We start from the raw sequence: 17,422 nt of genomic DNA, 5'->3' as shown, positions 1-17,422 counted from the left end.
CGCGACGGCGTCGTCGTTTCAGGAGCGGATCAGCTGCGCAGCAGTTCGTTGATCGAGGTCTTCGAGCGCGTGCGCTCGTCCACCCGCTTGACGATTACCGCGCAGTAGAGGCCGGGGCCGGGCGTGCCGTCCGGGAACGGCTTGCCGGGGAGGGTGCCGGACACCACCACCGAATAGGCCGGCACCTCGCCATAGCTGATCTCGCCGGTCGCACGGTCGACGATGCGGGTGGACTGGCCGATATAAACGCCCATGCCGAGCACCGAGCCCTCGCGCACGATGCAGCCCTCGACCACTTCCGAGCGGGCGCCGATGAAGCAATTGTCCTCGATGATCGTCGGGCCGGCCTGCATGGGCTCCAGCACGCCGCCGATGCCGACGCCGCCGGAGAGGTGGACGTTCCGGCCGATCTGCGCGCAGGAGCCGACGCTTGCCCAGGTGTCGACCATGGTGCCGGTGTCGACATAGGCGCCGAGGTTGACGAAGGACGGCATCAGGATGACGTCGCGGGCGATATAGGCCGAGCGGCGGGCGATGGCGCCGGGCACCGCGCGGAAGCCCGCCTGCCGGAACTCGGCGTCGCCCCAGCCCGCCCACTTCGCCGGCACCTTGTCGAACCAGTGGGCGCCATCGGGGCCGCCGGAGACGGTCGACATCGGGTTCAGCCGGAACGACAGCAGCACCGCCTTCTTCAGCCACTGGTGCGTCGTCCAGGCGCCGTCCTCGCCGCGCGAAGCGACGCGGGCCTCGCCGCTGTCGAGGAGGTTCAGCGCTGTATCGATAGCATCGCGGACCTCGCCCTTGGTGTCGGTCGAGACCGTATCGCGGGCGTCGAAAGCGGCTTCGATCGTCTGGGCCAGGGAATCATGGGGGGTCATCGGGCAGCTCTCCGGGTCGGACAATCGTTTTATCCTGCCGTCTTCGTCTAGTAGAAGGTCCCGAATCGGTCAATCGACGGGGCCCCTCACCCTCGCGACCAGCGATAAGGCGATGCGCATGACGAACGACGACAAGGCCAAGGGCACCTGGGACCCGTTTCCGAGTTCGCATTCGGACAAGCAGAAGCTTGCTACGAAGCCCGATACGCCGCAGACGCGGTCGCCGAGCTACCGCCTCGCCTATGCCGACGAGGATTTTCTGACCAGCGAAGCGATGCGCGGGGTCCGCCTGCAGCTCGAGCTGGTGAAGACCGAGATGGCGCTGGTCGAGGCCGGAATCCTCTCGACCGTGGTGCTGTTCGGCGGCGCCCGCATCCCCGAGCCCGGCAAGGCCGCCTGGGCGGCACGCAACCCGGCCCAGAAGGCGCGGCTGGAGGCCAATTCGCGCTTCTACGCCGAGGCCCGACGCTTTGCCGGGCTCTGTTCGCAGCACTCGGCCGATGCCTCCGGCAGCAAGGAGTTCGTGGTCGTCACCGGCGGCGGGCCAGGGGTGATGGAGGCCGGCAACCGTGGGGCCGGCGATGTCGGCGCGGTATCCATCGCGCTCAACATCGTCCTGCCGCACGAGCAGGCGCCCAACCTCTACGCAACGCCCGAGCTCTGCTTCAACTTCCACTACTTCGCCATCCGCAAGATGCACTTCCTGCTGCGCGCCAAGGCGATGGCGATCTTCCCCGGCGGCTTCGGCACGCTCGACGAGCTGTTCGAGGCGCTGACGCTGATCCAGACACGGCGGATGCAGCGCATTCCGGTGGTGCTGTTCGGCTCGGAATTCTGGCGCAAGGTGCTAAACCTCGATGCGCTCGCCGAGGAAGGCGTCATCGCGCCGGAGGATGTCGACCTCATCACCTTCGTCGACACCGCCGAGGAGGGCTGGGCGGTGATCCGGCAGTTCTACGGCTTCTAGCGCCCTGCCCCTGCAACAGGAACCCGCCCGCTGACGCGGCGTTGAAAAGCAGGGCCGGCATGGGCCGGCGAGGAGATGAGCATGGGCGACGGCGAAGACACCGATTCCGAAATAATGCGGATCCAGCAAGGCAAGGACGCCCCCGCGGCCATCGCGCCGGACGAGACCCACGCCCCGCCGGAGCGTTCCGACAGCGACCCCGTCAGCGCAGCCGGACGCGACTCGGCAAAAGCCGGTGCGGCCCGTTATCCGCAGAACCAGCAGGGCAAGGTTCTTTCCGACAACCAGCGGGCCGACTATTCCACCGAGGCGGAGGTGCTCGAAAAGGGCGATCGTCCGGACAAGCCGCCGCTCGCCAGCGCCGGCCGCTCGCTGCTCGGCCGCTGACGCCGGCGACTTCCAGCGCCGACGGTCTCACCGATAGTCTCGGCGCTGGTCCTCAGCGGATGGAGCGGAGGAAGCCGGTGAGGTCGTCGGTGATGAAGTCGATGTGCTCGCCGTCGCGGCCCTCGTGCTCCCAGACGTCGCCGAGCACTTCCTCGAGGTTCGGCGGGACGATGAGGACGGTGCGCATGCCCAGACGCTTCGGCACTTCGAGGTTGCGTGCGAGATCCTCGAACATGACCGCCCGCGTGCCCTCGATCCCGAACAGGCCGACGAACTTGTCATAGGTCGCCTGGGCGGGCTTCGGGTTGAGGCCCGCCGCCACGATGTCGAAGATATCCTCGAAATGGTCGAGAATGCCGAGTGCCCGGGCGGTGCGCTCGGCATGGCCTCGGTCGCCATTGGTGAAGATGAACTTGCGGCCCGGGAGCCGCTGGATCTCGACGCCGAGGTCGGGGTCGGCGGCAAGGCCGGAATAGTCGATGTCATGAACGAATTCGAGGAAGGCGTCGGGATCGACGTCGTGGACGCTCATCAGCCCGCGCAGCGTCGTGCCGTGTTCGCGGTAGAAGTCCTTCTGGACGCGTCGCGCCTCCTCGGGCGGCAGCTTCAGGAAGTCGGCGACGAAACTCGTCATCCGCACGTCGATCTGGGCGAACAGATTGGTCCGGCGCGGGTAGAGCGTGTTGTCGAGATCGAACACCCACTCGCTGACATCGGCAAAATCGGCGGGAGCGGCGTCGGCGGTCTTTCGAATATCGGTCATCTGGCTCGGGGGGCTGGAGAGGATCCCGTCGCCGCGGGCGGGACCAAGGTGCTAAGGCGGTGAGATCGTCAACCGGAATGCCGCCATGCCTTTGTGGATACCCCTTACCATCGCCGCGGCCTTCCTGCAAAACGCCCGCTCGACCCTGCAGAAACAGCTGAACGGCGAGTTGAAGACCACGGGCGCCACCTTCGCGCGCTTCGGCTTCGGCTTTCCCTTCGCGCTGATCTACCTGTTGTCCCTGAACCATCTCGGAATGGACTGGCCCCGCGCGACGCCCGACTTTTTCGTCGCGGTGGCGCTGGGCGGTCTCGCGCAGATCGGCGGGACTTTCTTCCTGGTCAGCCTGTTCGCACTGCGCAATTTTATGGTCGGCACGGCCTATTCGAAGACCGAGCCGGTGCAGGCGGCGCTGTTCGGCTTGCTGATCCTCGGCGAGACGATCTCGGTGGCCGGGACGGCTGCCATCATCGTCGGGGTGATCGGCGTCGGCTGCATCTCGCTTGCGGGAAAGACCGCGGCGACGGGGGGCTGGCGCGGAGCCCTCTTCTCGCGGGCGGCAGGGATCGGCGTTCTCTCCGGCGCTCTTTTCGGCATTTCCGCCGTGGCGTTTCGCTGGGCGTCCCTCGCCCTCGACGGCGGCGAGGTGATGATCCGGGCCGCCTATGCGCTGGCCTTCGCGACGGCATTCCAGACGGTCGCCATGCTCGCCTGGCTGGCTGTGCGCGACCCGGCGGAGCTTCGGGCCATCGGGCGGTCGTGGCGGCCCTCGCTCGCCGTCGGGCTCGTCGGTGTCGCCGGCTCGATCGGCTGGTTCACCGCCATGGCGCTGCAGAAGGTCGCCTATGTCAGGGCGCTCGGCCAGATCGAGCTGGTGTTCACCTTCGCCTCGTCGGTCCTGCTGTTTCGCGAGCGGATCCGGCCGATGGAGTTCATCGGCTGCGTCCTCATCCTCGCGGCGATCCTGGCGCTTCTGTCCGGGACCGCCTGAGAGAGCCGCGCGTCCCGGTCAGCTCGGCTGGCGCTCGAGATGCGCGTTCTTCGGCATGGCGAGGAGCGCCAGCGCCGTCACCACCGCAGCGAGCGACATGTAGTAGCCGACCGAAGCGAGGCCGCCATGGTTGGTGGCGAGCGTCGTCGCGATGTAGGGGGCGAGCGAGGCGCCGACGATGCCGCCGAGGTTGAAGGTCAGCGAGGCGCCGGTGTAGCGCACCGAGGTCGGGAACAGCTCCGACAGCGCCGTGCCGAGCGGGCCGTAGGTGCAGCCCATCAGCCAGAAGCCGATGATGGAGAAGGCGACGGCGCCGTAGCCGGTGCCCGAGCCGAACAGAGGCGCGAACAGGAAGCCGAAGAGGAAGATGAAGGCGGTCGTCACCATCAGCGTCTTCTGCCGGCCGTAACGATCGGCAAGCTTGGCCGAGAACGGGATGGCAAGGCCGAAGAACACGACGCCGAGCATCTGGATCGGCAGCAGCTGGTCGCGGGTGAAGCCGAGCTTGGTCGTGCCCCAGCTCAGCGTGAACACCGTCATGAGGTAGAACAGCACGAAAGTTGCGAGCGCCGCGAAGGTGCCGACGAACAGCTCCTTCTTGTACTCGGTGAAGACGGTGAGGAAAGGCACGCGGACCCGCTCGTCCTTGTCGATGGCCTCCTGGAAGACCGGCGTCTCGGTGATCTGCAGCCGCACGTAGAGACCGACGAAGACGAGAAGCGCGCTGGCGAGGAACGGGATGCGCCAGCCGAAAGAGAAGAACTGCTCGTCGGTGAGGAGGTCGCTGAGGATCAGGAAGCTGCCGGTGGCGCAGATGAAGCCGATCGGCGCGCCGAGCTGCGGGAACATGCCGTACCAGGCGCGCTTGCCCTCCGGTGCGTTCTCGGTGGCGAGCAGCACCGCGCCGCCCCATTCGCCGCCGAGGCCGAGACCCTGGCCGAGCCGGCAGAGCGCCAGCAGCAGCGGCGCGACGATGCCGACGGAGGCATAGGTCGGAAGCAAGCCGATGGCGATGGTCGAGACGCCCATGGTCATCAGCGCGGCCACCAGCGTCGCCTTGCGGCCGATCCGGTCGCCGAAATGGCCGAACAGCGCCGCGCCGATCGGCCGGGCGAAGAAGGCGATGGCGAAGGTCGCGAAGGACTGCAGCATCGCCGTGGTCTGGTCACCGCCCGCGAAGAACAGTTTTGGGAACACGATCACCGCGGCCGTGGCGTAGATATAGAAGTCGAAGAATTCGATTGTCGTGCCGATGAGGCTGGCGAAGAGAACCCGGCCCGGCGAATTGCGGGGCGTGACGGCGGCGGCTGAGGACACGGGGCTTCTGCTTTCCAAATACGCGTGACGGGCGAACAGGTTGCAGCCGCAGTACCGCAGGTTACGTCACGCCACAAGCAGAATCCGTAACGCCGGGTACGGTTAGGGTGCGGTGCTTGACGACCGTATCCGATAGGATACAGTGCCCGAATGCTCACGATCTTGATGTCGGATGAGTTCGACCATTGGCTTTCTAAGCTAAGCGACAGGCGTGGGCAGGCGCGCATCGTTGCGCGCATTCGGTCTGCGGGACTGGGCAATTTCGGCGATGTCGCATCCGTCGGTGGGGGCGTCTCGGAAATGCGGGTGCACGATGGCCCCGGCTATCGCCTATATTTCGCACGCCGCGGCGAGACGGTTTTTCTTTTGCTTGTCGGTGGCGACAAGTCTGGACAGAGGCGCGATATCGAGCGGGCCAAGGAGATGCTCGCACGGCTTGACGGAAAGAATGAATGACCCGACTTATTCTCTTCGACGCATCCAGATATCTCACTGACGATACGGCGATCGCTGAGTATCTCGCGGCGGCGCTCGAGGACGATAACCCAGATCTCTTCATCGCGGCCCTCGGCGACGTCGCGAAGGCACGGGGGATGACAGGCATTGCCGATGCGACGGGGCTCGGCCGCGAAAGCCTCTACAAGGCTCTGGCTCCTGGGTCGAAGCTGCGTTTCGAGACGGTGCGCAAGATCATGGACGCACTGGGCGTCAAGCTCACCGTCTCGGTCTGACGCTCTACGGAACGATCAGCGTTCCCGCGCCGTGCTCGGTCAGGAGTTCCAGCAGAACGGCGTGACGGGTCTTGCCGTTGAGGATGACGACGCCCTCGACGCCGCGCTCCAGCGACTGGATGCAGGTCTCGACCTTCGGAATCATGCCGGCGGTGATGGTGCCGTTGCGGATCAGCTGGCGGGCTTCGGAGACGGAGAGCTCCTTGATCAGCTGGCCTTGCTTGTCGAGGACGCCCGGCACGTCGGTGAGGAACAGGAGGCGCGAGGCCTTCAGCGCGCCGGCGATGGCGCCGGCGAAGGTGTCGGCATTGATGTTGTAGGTGTGGCCGTCGCGGCCAGGCGCCACCGGCGCGATCACCGGGATCATTTCCGAGCGGGCGAGAAGGTCGAGGAGGGTGCGGTCGACCTCGACGGGTTCTCCGACGAAGCCGAGATCCAGCACCCGCTCGATGTTGCTGTCGGGGTCGATCACGGTCTTCTTGGCCTTCTCGGCGAAGACCATGTTGCCGTCCTTGCCGCAGAGGCCGATCGCCCATTCGCCCTCGGCATTGATGAGGGCGACGATTTCCTTGTTGATCGAGCCGGCGAGGACCATCTCGACGATCTCGACGGTGCGCTCGTCGGTGACGCGCAGGCCGTGCTCGAACTTCGATTCGATGCCCATCTTGGCGAGCATCGCCCCGATCTGCGGGCCGCCGCCGTGGACGACGATCGGGTTGATGCCGGACTGCTTGAGAAGGGCGATGTCGCGGGCGAACGCCTTGCCGAGCTCGGCATTGCCCATGGCATGGCCGCCGTATTTCACGACGACGGTCTTGTGCTCGTAGGCCTGCATGAAGGGCAGGGCTTCGGCGAGGAGCGCCGCCTGCTTCTCGCCGTCGGGGGAATGGGCGTCCATGCCGGGGTCCTTCGAAAATGCCAAAAGGTTCGCGGCGAGGCTTTAGCGGCATTCGCGCACAGCGGCAATCGGCTGGATGCAGCGATGCGTCTCCCGGTCCCGCAGCTGTGACCGGTCAAGGCTTTCGCCGGGCGGCCGACGGTGGAAGGATGGTGCCAGCCCTTCGACGGCGGACGGTCTAGCAAGCGGGAGTTCTACCATGGTGCCTAGCCGGGACCGCGCGTGGCGATGGCTTCAGGCCGTCGCGCTGGCCTGCTCGCTCCTCGCGGCGTCTGCGGTGGGGGCGTCGGCAGATGGGGCGGCGGCGGGATGGGCGGCTCTGAAGGCGCCGGGCGCGCACGTCCTGATGCGCCATGCGATCGCCCCCGGCACCGGCGACCCCGAGGGTTTCACCCTCGGCGACTGCACCACGCAGCGCAATCTCGATCGACAGGGCAGGGCGCAGGCCGAGCGGATCGGCGCCTCCATCCGGGAGGCCGGGATCACCGTCGACCGCGTCCTCACCAGCGAATGGTGCCGCGCCCGCGACACCGCCGCCTTGCTCGGCGTCGCGCCGGTGGTCGCCGAGCCCGCGCTGAACTCGTTCTTCGATGATCGCGGCACCGCCGATGCCGCCAGCCGCGCCGTGCTCGACCGTCTCGCCGCGCTGCCGCCGGGCGAGAAGCTGGTGATGGTGACGCACCAGGTGAACATTACGGCCCTCACCGGCATCTTTCCGGCTTCCGGCGAGATGATTGTCGTCGCGCGGGATGCGGACGGCACGCTGGCCGTCCGCGGACGGATCCGGCTCGACTAAAGACTGCTGGTGCAGACGGCGCGGGGATGGGGTTTGGCCCGCCTCAGCTGGCCGGCAGATGCGACGCCGCATCGGCCAGCCGAGGCCCGAAATCGCCGGCCGGCTGCACGACGAGCCTGTCGAGGCCAAGCCAGCCGGCCATGCGCCGCAATTCCCGGCACAGCGCCTCGGCCGTCTCGGGTGGCGCGTTTGGTTCGGCATGGGCGGAGAGCACGCGGAGCGTTCCGGCTTTCCGGTCGGCTTTCAGGTCGACGCGGGCAACCAGCCGGTCGCCGAGGAGGAAGGGCAGGACGTAGTAGCCGTGCACGCGCTTCTCCGCCGGCACGTAGATCTCGATCCGGTAGCGGAAGCCGAACAGGCGCTCGGTGCGCGCCCGCTCGAACACCAGCGGATCGAAGGGCGAGAGCAGCGCGGCGGCGGCGATCGCCCGCGGACGCCGCGCCGACGGATCGAGAAAGGCCGGTTGCCGCCAGCCCTCGACGGTGGCGGGCAGCAGCACGCCGTCCTCGACCATCTCGGCAAGGCGCGGCCGGACGTCCGCGGGCGCCAGACGGAAATAGTCGGCAAGGTCGGCGGCGGTGGCAATGCCCAGCGCCTTCGCCGCGACCAGCAGGAGGGCGCGGTGCGCGGCCGCGCTGCCGGGCGTCGGCGCCGCGACGATGGCCGAAGGCAGCACGCGCTCCGGCAGATCGTAGACCCGCTCGAAGCCGCGCCGGGTCGCAGTGGTGATGCGGCCGGACCAGAACAGGAATTCCAGCGCCCGCTTGGTGTTGCTCCAGCCCCACCAGCCGCCGGCGCCCTTCGGCGCCGCGAAGTCGGAGGACGAGAGGGCTCCCTCCGCCTCGATGCGCTGCAGAACCGCCTCGACCTCGGCCTTCTGCTCCCGGGCGAAGCTTGCAAGCCCGCCATAGATGCCCTCTCCCGCGGCGGCGCGCTGCATGCGCCAGCGCAGCAGCGGCTGCGTCTCCAGCGGCAGCAGCGAGGCCTCGTGCGCCCAATATTCGAAGAGTTTTCGCGGCTTGCCCCAGGCCGCTTGCTCCAGCGCCGCGCGGGGATAGTCACCGAGCCGCGAGAACAGCGGCATGTAGTGGGCGCGCGCGGAGACGCTGACCGAGTCGATCTGCAGCAGCCCCAGCCGCTCGATCACCCGGTTCATCCTGCGCCAATCGGCGGGCGTGTCCGGGCGCTTCTCGGCAAAGCCTTGCGCTGCCAGCGCGATCCGGCGGGCGAGCCTTGCCGGAAGGTGCTCCGTCATGCCGCCTGTCCCCGCCTCTCGGCTGTGCTGCCCGTCGTCCATCGCGGCGGACCTTCGGGGAGGCGGCTCGCCGGGTCAAGTCGCCGGCTTCTACAGCCCGAGCGCGCGCCGGAGATCGTCGAGCGCTGCGGCATCCTCGATCGTCGCCGGCATGTCGAAGGGCGTGCGGTCGACGATCTTCTTCATCGTGCCGCGCAGGATTTTGCCCGAGCGCGTCTTCGGTAGCCGGTCGACGACGACCACCTTGCGAAAGGCGGCGACCGGGCCGATGCGCTCGCGCACGAGGTCGACCAGCTCGGCCTCGACCACCGCATCGCCGAGGCGGTTGGAGTTCTTGAGGACGACGAAGCCGCAAGGCACCTCGCCCTTCAGCGCGTCATGCATGCCGATGACCGCGCATTCGGCGACCGCCGGGTGGCCCGAGACGGCTTCCTCCATCTCGCCGGTCGACAAGCGGTGGCCGGCGACGTTGATGACGTCGTCGGTGCGGCCCATGACGAAGAGGTAACCGTCCTCGTCGAGCGAGCCGGCGTCTGCGGTCGAGTAGTAGCCGGGAAAGGTCTCGAGATAGCCGGCAAGGAAGCGGTCGTCGGCATTCCAGAGCGTCGGCAGCGCACCGGGCGGCAGCGGCAGTTTCAAGGCGATGGCGCCGAGGCCGCCGGGCGGCAGCGGCGTGCCGGCCTCGTCGAGGATGGCGATGGTGTAGCCCGGCATCGCGACGCCGGGGCTGCCATACTTCACCGGCAGGATCCCGAGGCCGACCGGGTTGCAGGCGATCGGCCAGCCGGTCTCGGTCTGCCACCAGTGATCGATCACCGGCACGTCCAGCGCTCGTTCGGCCCAGCGGATGGTCTCGGTGTCGGCGCGTTCGCCGGCGAGGAACAGGGTGCGGAAGGCCGAGAGATCGTGACCGCGGGGCAGAACACCCTCCGGGTCCTCCTTGCGGATCGCGCGGATCGCCGTCGGCGCGGTGAAGAGCGCTGCCACCTTGTGCTCGGCGATCACCCGCCAATAGGTCGCGGCATCCGGCGTGCCGACCGGCTTGCCCTCGAACAGCACGGCCGTGCAACCCTTCAGGAGCGGCCCGTAGACGATGTAGGAATGGCCGACGACCCAGCCGACATCGGATGCCGCCCACCAGACTTCGCCTTGCTCGACGCCGAAGATCGAGCCCATCGACCAGTGCAGCGCGACCATGTGGCCGCCATTGTCGCGCACCACGCCTTTCGGCTGGCCGGTCGTGCCGGAGGTGTAGAGGACGTAGAGCGGATCGGTCGCGTTGAGGACCGCGCAAGGCACCTCGCGCCCCTCCGCAATGCCGTCGAGTGCGGTGGCGCGCAGGCTCGCCCAGTCGTGGTCAAAACCCTCGACCATTGCCGCCGGCGACTGCGGACGCTGCAGGATCACGGTTGCGTCCGGCTGGTGCCGGGCCTTGGCGATGGCGGCGTCGAGCAGCGGCTTGTAGGGCACGATGCGCGCCGGCTCGATGCCGCAGGACGCCGACAGGATCACTTTCGGCCGGGCATCGTCGATCCGCGTCGCAAGCTCGGCCGCGGCAAAGCCACCGAACACCACCGAGTGGACGGCGCCGATGCGGGCGCAGGCGAGCATGGCGACCACCGTCTCCGTCACCATCGGCATGTAGATGATCACCCGGTCGCCCTTGATGACGCCGAGATCCTCGAGGCTCGCCGCCAGCGCCTGCACTTCCAGCAGCAGCGCCGAATAGGAGAGAGTGCGCTGCGTGCCCGTCACCGGCGAATCGTGGATGATCGCCGCCTGGTCGCCGCGGCCCGCCAGGACGTGACGGTCGAGGGCGTTAAAGCAGGTGTTGCAGGTGGCATCGGGGAACCAGCGGCCGTAGACGCCGGCGTTGCCCTCGAAGGCTATCGTCGGCGGCTCGGCCCAGTCGATCGCCTTCGCCTGCTCCATCCAGAACGCCGCCGGATCCTGCTGCCATTCGGCATAGACGGCGCGGTAGTGGCTCTCCATGCGTTCCCTCCCGGATGGGGCAGCCCTGCGGCCGCAGATCACGCAGGTCTTCGCCCGCTGTCATCCCGGGCAGTCTAGGCCCGGGGCTGCCGGATGCAAATGGGACTTTCGCCGCCTCTGGTGACTAGGTGGCTCCGCAGATTGCAGGCCAAGGCCGATTGCAACCGGCTGCGGCCCGCGGTTGAGTGAAGCCGGCATCTGCCAGTTTAAGCGGGGGCGGCATGGCGCATGGCATGGCCCTCTATGTCTCCCTCTTACGCGCCATTTGCGGTCTCGTGCTGCTGGCGCCGACGCCCGCCCAGTCCGGCGCCTGGACGCTGCCGAAGGGCCGGGGTCAGGTGATCGTCAGCGGCCTCTACAGCGAGGCGATGGAATCGTTCGACGGAAAGGGCAGCGCGGGCACCATTCCAGTCTTCCGCAAGGCAGAGCTCAGCGTCTACGCCGAATATGGTCTTGCCGAGGGGCTGACCGCGATCGCGCGGACGGAGATGAAGACGGAGGCCGCCGGCGCGCCCATGGCGCTGGAGGATGCCCGTTTCGGCCTCTCGGGCCTCGGCGCGCGCCTGCGGCTTTTCGAGGAAGACGGCGCCGTTGTGTCGATCGAGGCGACTGGCCTTCTGCCGACGGGGCAGGCCGCCCGGCGGTGGGACGGCGATCCGGACGCCGAGATCGACCTGCGGCTGCTTGCCGGCCGCGGCTTCACACTCGGCGACTGGAGCGGCTTTGCCGATCTCCAGGGCGCCTATCGCCTGCGTCCCGGGGCCGAGGCGGACGAGATCCGCGGCGATCTGACCTTCGGCGTGCGCCCCCGCCCGCGGCTTCTCTGGATGGCGCAGAGCTTCAACACGTTCTCGGTCGGTCACGCCGCCGACCATCGCGAGCACAAGGCCGAGGTAAGCGTCGTCTACGACCTGACGCAGAGCCTCTCCGTGCAGCTCGGGGGCATCGCCACCGTATCCGGCGAGAACGCCTTGCGCGAGCGGGGCGTGGTCACGGCGCTCTGGGTGCGCTTCTGACGCTCTTCCCGTCGTCGGCGTGAGGCCTCGTTCCATCGGCCGAATGTATCGGTCGCCGAAAGGCTTGTGCGTTCCCTTGTCCACCCGAAACGGCGCGCCGACTTATCAACTCCAAATTCCGCTCTGGATAGGATGAACGGACGCGGAGAATGCGCTTCTCATGGTAACGGACGATCCTTGTATACAGCGATTTCTGCATCCGAGAACTCTGCCTTGCCGAAAGCAGTTGCTCGCGCATTGAGATGCAGCCTCTGCAGATGGCTCATGCGAACTTGATGCCTAGCGCACTCTCTGCGCCTGAATTTATCAAACAGCTGATCGGCGCGGTGAAGTTCTTTGGCGAGCACTTCGTTGGTTTGTTCGGAGCCGATATCCATCAAAAAAACCCTGCCTATTCACTAAAAGCTCTAAAAATCTAAAATACAGATGTGGATCTGTCTTCGACAGATTTGTCATTCAAGACGATAATAGTGTCATGCTAAATAAATACGCTAGTTACAGTTTCGTATAGAAGCCGTATAATCCGGCAGTTTATCGGTCCGGTTAAGGGTCGGGGTCATCTGTATAAGGTCGAAACATGTTTCAGGCTCCGTGAGGAGGCTGGATAGGCGGGGCCTGTAATGGCTGACGGACGACCAGATCAACCGCCTGCGTCCGTTCGTTTCCAGGAGCCGCGGCAAGTCCAGAGGCTTGGACGACAGCTCGGACGCACCAAAGGCCCCATGAACACCAAGCTTCATGCTGTCGCCGATGCGAACGCCTGCTGCCTGCGCTTCTCTAGGGCCACCGGGTCGGTCCGCGAGGACACCGGTGCGGCAGCTTTGATCGAAGCTCTGCCGACGGCACAGCGGCTGATGGGCGAGCGCTGCCATGATGCCAAGTCGTTCAGGGCGGCTTTGGAGGCGAAGGGCATCAAGCCTGCAGTCGGGTCGTAAAGCGCGGCTTGAGTCCAATAGGTGCGACAGCCGTCGGTACCGTCGCCGCAGCCGCATCGAGACCGTGTTCCGACGTTTGAAAGTTTCACGACGGCTGTCAGACCGTCTTCTTCTCAGCCAACCCGCTCTGCGTAACCGTCATCTTCTATGGGTGACCAATGCGTTCGGATCTCAGCCGGCGCGCTGACGCTCGTGCTCGAGCACGGCGAGGAACGCCTCGCCATAGCGCTCGAGCTTGGCCTGGCCGACGCCCGGCAACGCGATCATCGCGTCGAGGCTATCCGGCGGGGTCAGCGCCATCGCCTTCAGCGTCGTGTCCTGGAACACGACATAGGGCGGCACGCCTTGCGCCTTGGCAATTTTCGTCCGCTCGGCCCGCAGCGCGTGGAACAGCGCCTGTGCCTCCGCCGGCAGGTCGACCGCCGCGGGGCTGGTCGAGCGCCGGGACTCGGTCGCCTTGCGCGGCCGGTCCTTGCGCAAGGTGATCTGGCGCTCGCCGCGGAACACGTCGCGCGCGCCCTCGCCGAGCTTCAGGGCGCCGTGCGACTCGTGGTCGACGACCAGCAGGCCGCTGGCGGTGAGCTGTCGCAGCACCGACTGCCAGGTTTTTCCGTCGACATCCTTGCCGGCGCCGAACACCGCCTGGTTCTCATGGCCGAAGCGCAGCACCTTCTCGGTCGCCTTGCCGGTGAGCACGTCGACCACGTGCCCGGCGCCAAAACGCTGGCCGGTGCGGTAGACCGCCGCCATCGCCTTCACGGCCGCATCCGTGCCGTCGAAGGTCTCGACCGGCGAGCGGCAGGTGTCGCAATTGCCGCAAGCGTGGTCGTAGACCTCGCCGAAATAGGCGAGCAGCGCCTGGCGCCGGCAGCCGGTGGTCTCGCAGAGGCCGAGGAGGGCGGTGAGCTTGCCGCGCTCGACGCGCTTGACCTCCTCGGGCGCCTGCCCGTCGTCGATCATCCGCCGGCGCTGGACGACGTCGCCCATGCCGTAGCTCATCCAGGCATCGGCCGGCGCGCCATCACGGCCGGCGCGGCCGGTCTCCTGGTAGTAGGCCTCGATCGAGGAGGGGAGGTCGAGATGCGCGACGTAGCGCACGTCCGGCTTGTCGATCCCCATGCCGAAGGCGACGGTAGCGACGAGGCAGAGGTTCTCTTCCTTCAGGAAGGCATCTTGGTGCGCGCCGCGCTTCGAGGCGTCCATCCCGGCATGATAGGGCAGCGCGCGAATGCCTTGCGCCGACAGCCAGGACGCGGTGTCGTCGACCTTCGCCCGCGACAGGCAGTAGACGATGCCGCTGTCGCCCTCGTGCTCGGCCAGGAATTTAAGGAGCTGGGCTTTCGCATTGTCGCGCTCGACGATGGAATAGCTAATGTTCGGCCGGTCGAAGCTCGAGGAGAAGACCCGGGCGTCGCCGAGATCGAGCCGCTCGATGATGTCCGCGCGCGTCATCGGGTCGGCGGTGGCCGTCAGGGCGATGCGCGGCACGCCGGGAAAGAGTTCGCCGAGATGCGAGAGCTCGCGGTAGTCCGGCCGGAAGTCGTGCCCCCACTGGCTGACGCAGTGCGCCTCGTCGATGGCGATCAGCGCGACCTTCGCGTCCTGCAGCATGCGGCGGAAGCCGGAGGTGGAAGCGCGTTCGGGTGCGACGTAGAGAAGGTCGAGCGTCCCGTCGGCAACCTGGCGGCGGATGTCGGAGGCTTCTTCCGGCGAGATCGACGAGTTCAGCGCGGCCGCGGCGACGCCGGCCTGGCGCAGCGCTTCGACCTGGTCGCGCATCAAGGCGATCAGCGGCGAGACGATGATCGCGACGCCCGGCCGGCAAAGGGCGGGCACCTGGTAGCACATCGACTTGCCGGCACCGGTCGGGAACAGCACGACCGCATCGCCGCCCGACGTCACATGCCGCACCACGTCTTCCTGCTGCCCGCGAAACGCCGCATGGCCGAAAACGTCCTGCAGGACGTCGGAGGGATCCTTCAACTCGCCGTGCTCCTTGCCGTGGTCTTCCCGCCGAGATGGGGAGTACGGCGAGATACGGCAAACCCTTCGATCCCGTCAACGGAGCCGCTGTCGGCGTGTCGGCGGGCATCCTCTTCCGGTGGCATCCGTCACCCGCATGGCCGGGTTTCCAATCGCTCGACGATGCCCGGACACGCCGCTTCGCCGAGCGTCGTGCCTAGGCGCAATGCTTGACAGAGCGGACCCTGGCTGCAATGCGGCCCCGTCGCAGCCCGGCAGCAGGCGCCGCAAGCGCCTGTGGCTTAACGCCGCCATTGCTTCATCGCCGGGTGCTTCGCCGTCAGATGGCGGGCTCTTCCGCGAGATCGCGCGGTCTCTTCCATCGATATCCACAAGGAGCAGATGTGCAGAAGATAGTTCAGGTTGTCGTCGTCATTCTCGTCGCCGCGGTCGTGATGCTGGGCGGTCGCTGGTATATGTACGTGGCGCTCAGCGACACACCGTATGACGAGGTCGGCATCGCGCTGAACGGATACGCGCCGGCGCCGCTGCGGACCTGGGGGTGCCGGAAGATGCAGTCGCGGTTCGAAGGCCAGCTGCCGCCCTATGGCTGCACTTCGCCGGACGGAAGCAGCTGGCTGTAGATGATGATCGGCGCGGCACGCGTTCGTGCCACGCCGACAGCACAGCTTCAGGGCCGGGGCGTTGCCGGTGCGGCGATGGTTTCGGCGCCGGCCTCGTAATCGTCGGCACCGATCACGTCGGCCAGTTCCTCGCTGCTGATCCTGCCGGACGTCTCCAAGGAAGTGTCGGGCTGTCCAGCGGACGGCGCAAGGGAAGCCTGGCTCTGCCATCCCGCAAGCCAGTCGCGATGCGCCGGCGATCCCAGAGCGTGCGGGCAAGCTTCCTGCGGCTCCCCGTTCCGCGCGGCGGTGGCGCCTTCCTCGGTCGCAATGGTCGTCATGTCCCAATCCTTCTCTTTCCGGCGCCCGGCCCGTCGATATCTCGGCAGAACGGATAGCGTCCCAACCGGTGGCGGGGCGCAGGCGCACTCAGACGCTAGTCGGTGACCGCCCGATGCGCCATCCCGTCCCGGCCAGCGGGAACGGGATGGCTTTGCGACGATCAGGATTTCGGCTGCGTCTCAACGAAGCTCGGCAGAGCCTCGATGCGCTGCCACCAGTCGGCGATACCTTCCGACGCAAAGAGCGCGTCCTTGTCCGGCGTCATCGTGACGTAGGCGATGACCGGCGCGAGATAGAGATCAGCGAGGCTGAGCTCGCCGGCGATGAAGGGTGAGGATCCGCGGATCTTCATGAGATAGTCGATCAGTTTCCGCCCCGTCTCGATTCCGGACTTGCGCATATCCTCGTTCTTGCCGCCAACGAAGTCGGGGAAGAGGTGATAGGCGGCGACGCCGCCGACGAGGGCATTGTAGCCGTAGGAATCGATCAGGCCGATCGTCATGTCCATCCGGGCCCGGTCGCGGGCATTGTCGGGGGTCAGCGATTTTCCCGGCAGCACGTCGTCGAGATAGCGGGTGATCGCCGACGTCTCGATCAGGCGGAGGTCGCCGTGATCGAGCACCGGCACCTTGCCGAAAGGATGGCGCGCCAGATGCTCGGGCTTTTGTGGCTCTCCGGCGAGGACGTCGACGGGAACCTGCTCGTAGGCGGTGACGCCCTTCTCCGCGAGCAGCATCTTGACGGTGCGCACATAGGTGGAGCCGTCGAAGCCCCAGAGCGTGATGTCGGCCATTGTTTCTCTCCCTTGGCATGATGGTCGACACGGGTTTATAGGCGGGCGCATTCGCCCGGCATCCCGCACACGCCGATGTGAGCAGTCCTGCGGCGGGACTTTCGATCAGACCAAGGCGCACTAGGTTCGTTGCACTAGCACTGATTTCCCCTATGGCCTCTGACGCCGGAATGTTGTAGGGAACCCCCAAAGCGCGGTGGACCGGCTCGTCATGAGCCGACGCCTCCAATGGCTTCGGGCAAAGAACAGGCGGGCGGCAACGTCCGGTCATGCTCCGAGACTGAAGCCATGTCATGATGGCATTCGCTACCCTGACAGCAAGTTTTGTGCGAAATAGCGTCCGACGCTGCCGATGCGGCGGGACCTGTCTACGTTAGGATTTTTTTTTGAGAGTCGAAGTTCGCGACAACAACATCGATCAGGCCCTCCGCGTCCTGAAGAAGAAAATGCAGCGCGAAGGCGTGTTCCGCGAGATGAAGGCACGCTCGTTCTTCGAGAAGCCTTCGGAGAAGCGCGTTCGCGAGAAGGCAGCGGCCGTCAGCCGCGCCCGAAAGAACGCCCGCAAGCAGCTGCAGCGCGAAGGCCTGCTGCCGAGCCCGAAGAAGAAGGTGTTCGAGCGCGGCGCTCCCGCCCCTCGCACCTGATCCTGCCGCGCCTTTCGGGGCGCGTGGGCACTTGATCCATCTCAACAGCGGACACACCGAAGATCGGCTGCGATCCTCGGTGTGTCCGCTGTTGTCGTTTTCAGATTGCCCTGCCGACCGGCAGGGGTTTGT

General features: G+C 66.8%; 20 protein-coding genes. 10 read left to right on the top strand and 10 right to left on the bottom strand.

Annotation, left to right across the window (positions count from 1 at the left end; genetic code table 11):
- Nucleotides 1–29: 29 nt before the first annotated feature.
- Nucleotides 30–878 (bottom strand): 2,3,4,5-tetrahydropyridine-2,6-dicarboxylate N-succinyltransferase, encoded by an 849-nt coding sequence (gene dapD, locus ACZLZQ_RS02400; RefSeq protein ID WP_472947953.1) that lies wholly within the window; start codon nt 876–878, stop codon nt 30–32.
- Nucleotides 879–996: 118 nt separating this feature from the next.
- Between dapD and ACZLZQ_RS02395 the strand changes: the two genes are divergently transcribed.
- Nucleotides 997–1,845 carry an LOG family protein gene (locus tag ACZLZQ_RS02395; protein ID WP_472947952.1) on the top strand — a complete coding sequence of 283 codons (849 nt, stop codon included), beginning with the start codon at nt 997–999 and terminating at the stop codon, nt 1,843–1,845.
- Nucleotides 1,846–1,926: 81 nt separating this feature from the next.
- A complete protein-coding gene (locus tag ACZLZQ_RS02390) occupies nt 1,927–2,232 on the top strand; it encodes a hypothetical protein (RefSeq protein WP_472947951.1) in 306 nt (101 codons plus the stop codon).
- 52 nt (nt 2,233–2,284) lie between these two features.
- Here ACZLZQ_RS02390 and ACZLZQ_RS02385 read toward each other — a convergent pair whose 3' ends face one another.
- Entirely contained in the window at nt 2,285–2,995 is a 711-nt protein-coding gene (locus tag ACZLZQ_RS02385) for a pyrimidine 5'-nucleotidase (RefSeq protein ID WP_472932151.1), read from the bottom strand.
- Nucleotides 2,996–3,080: 85 nt separating this feature from the next.
- On the opposite strand from ACZLZQ_RS02385, the gene ACZLZQ_RS02380 reads away from it, so the two are divergent.
- The gene (locus tag ACZLZQ_RS02380) at nt 3,081–3,986 is read left to right on the top strand and encodes an EamA family transporter (RefSeq protein WP_472947949.1); all 906 of its coding nucleotides are present in this window, start codon (nt 3,081–3,083) and stop codon (nt 3,984–3,986) included.
- Between the two features lie 18 nt (nt 3,987–4,004).
- Here ACZLZQ_RS02380 and ACZLZQ_RS02375 read toward each other — a convergent pair whose 3' ends face one another.
- Nucleotides 4,005–5,303: an MFS transporter gene (locus ACZLZQ_RS02375; protein ID WP_472947948.1), complete on the bottom strand. Its 1,299-nt coding sequence runs from the start codon at nt 5,301–5,303 to the stop codon at nt 4,005–4,007.
- 150 nt (nt 5,304–5,453) lie between these two features.
- Between ACZLZQ_RS02375 and ACZLZQ_RS02370 the strand changes: the two genes are divergently transcribed.
- Nucleotides 5,454–5,759 (top strand): type II toxin-antitoxin system RelE/ParE family toxin, encoded by a 306-nt coding sequence (locus ACZLZQ_RS02370; protein WP_472932154.1) that lies wholly within the window; start codon nt 5,454–5,456, stop codon nt 5,757–5,759.
- Nucleotides 5,756–6,034 carry an addiction module antidote protein gene (locus tag ACZLZQ_RS02365; protein ID WP_472932155.1) on the top strand — a complete coding sequence of 93 codons (279 nt, stop codon included), beginning with the start codon at nt 5,756–5,758 and terminating at the stop codon, nt 6,032–6,034. Before ACZLZQ_RS02370 ends, ACZLZQ_RS02365 begins: the two co-directional genes overlap by 4 nt.
- 4 nt (nt 6,035–6,038) lie before the next feature.
- Here ACZLZQ_RS02365 and argB read toward each other — a convergent pair whose 3' ends face one another.
- Nucleotides 6,039–6,932, bottom strand: coding sequence for an acetylglutamate kinase (gene argB / locus ACZLZQ_RS02360; protein ID WP_472932156.1), 894 nt, complete (start codon nt 6,930–6,932; stop codon nt 6,039–6,041).
- A gap of 199 nt (nt 6,933–7,131) precedes the next feature.
- On the opposite strand from argB, the gene ACZLZQ_RS02355 reads away from it, so the two are divergent.
- Entirely contained in the window at nt 7,132–7,728 is a 597-nt protein-coding gene (locus tag ACZLZQ_RS02355) for a histidine phosphatase family protein (RefSeq protein ID WP_472947947.1), read from the top strand.
- Between the two features lie 43 nt (nt 7,729–7,771).
- On the opposite strand, the gene ACZLZQ_RS02350 is transcribed toward ACZLZQ_RS02355, so the two are convergent.
- Entirely contained in the window at nt 7,772–8,983 is a 1,212-nt protein-coding gene (locus ACZLZQ_RS02350) for a winged helix-turn-helix domain-containing protein (protein WP_472947946.1), read from the bottom strand.
- A gap of 90 nt (nt 8,984–9,073) precedes the next feature.
- A complete protein-coding gene (locus ACZLZQ_RS02345) occupies nt 9,074–10,975 on the bottom strand; it encodes a propionyl-CoA synthetase (RefSeq protein WP_472947945.1) in 1,902 nt (633 codons plus the stop codon).
- 233 nt (nt 10,976–11,208) lie between these two features.
- On the opposite strand from ACZLZQ_RS02345, the gene ACZLZQ_RS02340 reads away from it, so the two are divergent.
- Nucleotides 11,209–11,991, top strand: coding sequence for a hypothetical protein (locus ACZLZQ_RS02340; RefSeq protein ID WP_472947944.1), 783 nt, complete (start codon nt 11,209–11,211; stop codon nt 11,989–11,991).
- A 158-nt stretch (nt 11,992–12,149) separates the two neighbouring features.
- Here the strand turns inward: ACZLZQ_RS02340 and ACZLZQ_RS02335 are convergent, their stop codons facing one another.
- On the bottom strand, nt 12,150–12,368 hold the full coding sequence (locus ACZLZQ_RS02335) for a hypothetical protein (RefSeq protein WP_472947943.1): 219 nt from the start codon (nt 12,366–12,368) through the stop codon (nt 12,150–12,152).
- A 345-nt stretch (nt 12,369–12,713) separates the two neighbouring features.
- Here ACZLZQ_RS02335 and ACZLZQ_RS02330 point away from each other — a divergent pair, with 345 nt between their 5' ends.
- Entirely contained in the window at nt 12,714–12,926 is a 213-nt protein-coding gene (locus ACZLZQ_RS02330; RefSeq protein WP_472947942.1) for a hypothetical protein, read from the top strand.
- A 171-nt stretch (nt 12,927–13,097) separates the two neighbouring features.
- Here the strand turns inward: ACZLZQ_RS02330 and recQ are convergent, their stop codons facing one another.
- Entirely contained in the window at nt 13,098–14,963 is a 1,866-nt protein-coding gene (gene recQ, locus ACZLZQ_RS02325) for a DNA helicase RecQ (RefSeq protein WP_472948431.1), read from the bottom strand.
- Between the two features lie 329 nt (nt 14,964–15,292).
- Between recQ and ACZLZQ_RS02320 the strand changes: the two genes are divergently transcribed.
- The gene (locus ACZLZQ_RS02320) at nt 15,293–15,532 is read left to right on the top strand and encodes a hypothetical protein (RefSeq protein WP_472947941.1); all 240 of its coding nucleotides are present in this window, start codon (nt 15,293–15,295) and stop codon (nt 15,530–15,532) included.
- 47 nt (nt 15,533–15,579) lie between these two features.
- Here ACZLZQ_RS02320 and ACZLZQ_RS02315 read toward each other — a convergent pair whose 3' ends face one another.
- Nucleotides 15,580–15,852 (bottom strand): ribosome modulation factor, encoded by a 273-nt coding sequence (locus ACZLZQ_RS02315; RefSeq protein ID WP_472947939.1) that lies wholly within the window; start codon nt 15,850–15,852, stop codon nt 15,580–15,582.
- Between the two features lie 161 nt (nt 15,853–16,013).
- On the bottom strand, nt 16,014–16,646 hold the full coding sequence (locus ACZLZQ_RS02310; RefSeq protein WP_472947938.1) for a glutathione S-transferase family protein: 633 nt from the start codon (nt 16,644–16,646) through the stop codon (nt 16,014–16,016).
- A gap of 386 nt (nt 16,647–17,032) precedes the next feature.
- On the opposite strand from ACZLZQ_RS02310, the gene rpsU reads away from it, so the two are divergent.
- Nucleotides 17,033–17,290 carry a 30S ribosomal protein S21 gene (gene rpsU / locus ACZLZQ_RS02305; protein WP_472932165.1) on the top strand — a complete coding sequence of 86 codons (258 nt, stop codon included), beginning with the start codon at nt 17,033–17,035 and terminating at the stop codon, nt 17,288–17,290.
- The last annotated feature ends 132 nt before the right edge of the window (nt 17,291–17,422 follow it).

The organism is Mesocryomonas lacus (assembly GCF_055730105.2).
This window is presented reverse-complemented; position numbering and strand designations above follow the sequence as displayed.

What these genes read in the sequence shown, in the direction of transcription:
- dapD (WP_472947953.1), bottom strand. Translation starts at nt 878, where the DNA reads ATGACCCCCCATGATTCCCTGGCCCAGACGATCGAAGCCGCTTTCGAC.
- ACZLZQ_RS02395 (WP_472947952.1), top strand. Translation starts at nt 997, where the DNA reads ATGACGAACGACGACAAGGCCAAGGGCACCTGGGACCCGTTTCCGAGT.
- ACZLZQ_RS02390 (WP_472947951.1), top strand. Translation starts at nt 1,927, where the DNA reads ATGGGCGACGGCGAAGACACCGATTCCGAAATAATGCGGATCCAGCAA.
- ACZLZQ_RS02385 (WP_472932151.1), bottom strand. Translation starts at nt 2,995, where the DNA reads ATGACCGATATTCGAAAGACCGCCGACGCCGCTCCCGCCGATTTTGCC.
- ACZLZQ_RS02380 (WP_472947949.1), top strand. Translation starts at nt 3,081, where the DNA reads ATGCCTTTGTGGATACCCCTTACCATCGCCGCGGCCTTCCTGCAAAAC.
- ACZLZQ_RS02370 (WP_472932154.1), top strand. Translation starts at nt 5,454, where the DNA reads ATGCTCACGATCTTGATGTCGGATGAGTTCGACCATTGGCTTTCTAAG.
- ACZLZQ_RS02365 (WP_472932155.1), top strand. Translation starts at nt 5,756, where the DNA reads ATGACCCGACTTATTCTCTTCGACGCATCCAGATATCTCACTGACGAT.
- argB (WP_472932156.1), bottom strand. Translation starts at nt 6,932, where the DNA reads ATGGACGCCCATTCCCCCGACGGCGAGAAGCAGGCGGCGCTCCTCGCC.
- ACZLZQ_RS02355 (WP_472947947.1), top strand. Translation starts at nt 7,132, where the DNA reads ATGGTGCCTAGCCGGGACCGCGCGTGGCGATGGCTTCAGGCCGTCGCG.
- ACZLZQ_RS02350 (WP_472947946.1), bottom strand. Translation starts at nt 8,983, where the DNA reads ATGACGGAGCACCTTCCGGCAAGGCTCGCCCGCCGGATCGCGCTGGCA.
- ACZLZQ_RS02345 (WP_472947945.1), bottom strand. Translation starts at nt 10,975, where the DNA reads ATGGAGAGCCACTACCGCGCCGTCTATGCCGAATGGCAGCAGGATCCG.
- ACZLZQ_RS02340 (WP_472947944.1), top strand. Translation starts at nt 11,209, where the DNA reads ATGGCCCTCTATGTCTCCCTCTTACGCGCCATTTGCGGTCTCGTGCTG.
- ACZLZQ_RS02335 (WP_472947943.1), bottom strand. Translation starts at nt 12,368, where the DNA reads ATGGATATCGGCTCCGAACAAACCAACGAAGTGCTCGCCAAAGAACTT.
- ACZLZQ_RS02330 (WP_472947942.1), top strand. Translation starts at nt 12,714, where the DNA reads ATGAACACCAAGCTTCATGCTGTCGCCGATGCGAACGCCTGCTGCCTG.
- ACZLZQ_RS02315 (WP_472947939.1), bottom strand. Translation starts at nt 15,852, where the DNA reads ATGACGACCATTGCGACCGAGGAAGGCGCCACCGCCGCGCGGAACGGG.
- ACZLZQ_RS02310 (WP_472947938.1), bottom strand. Translation starts at nt 16,646, where the DNA reads ATGGCCGACATCACGCTCTGGGGCTTCGACGGCTCCACCTATGTGCGC.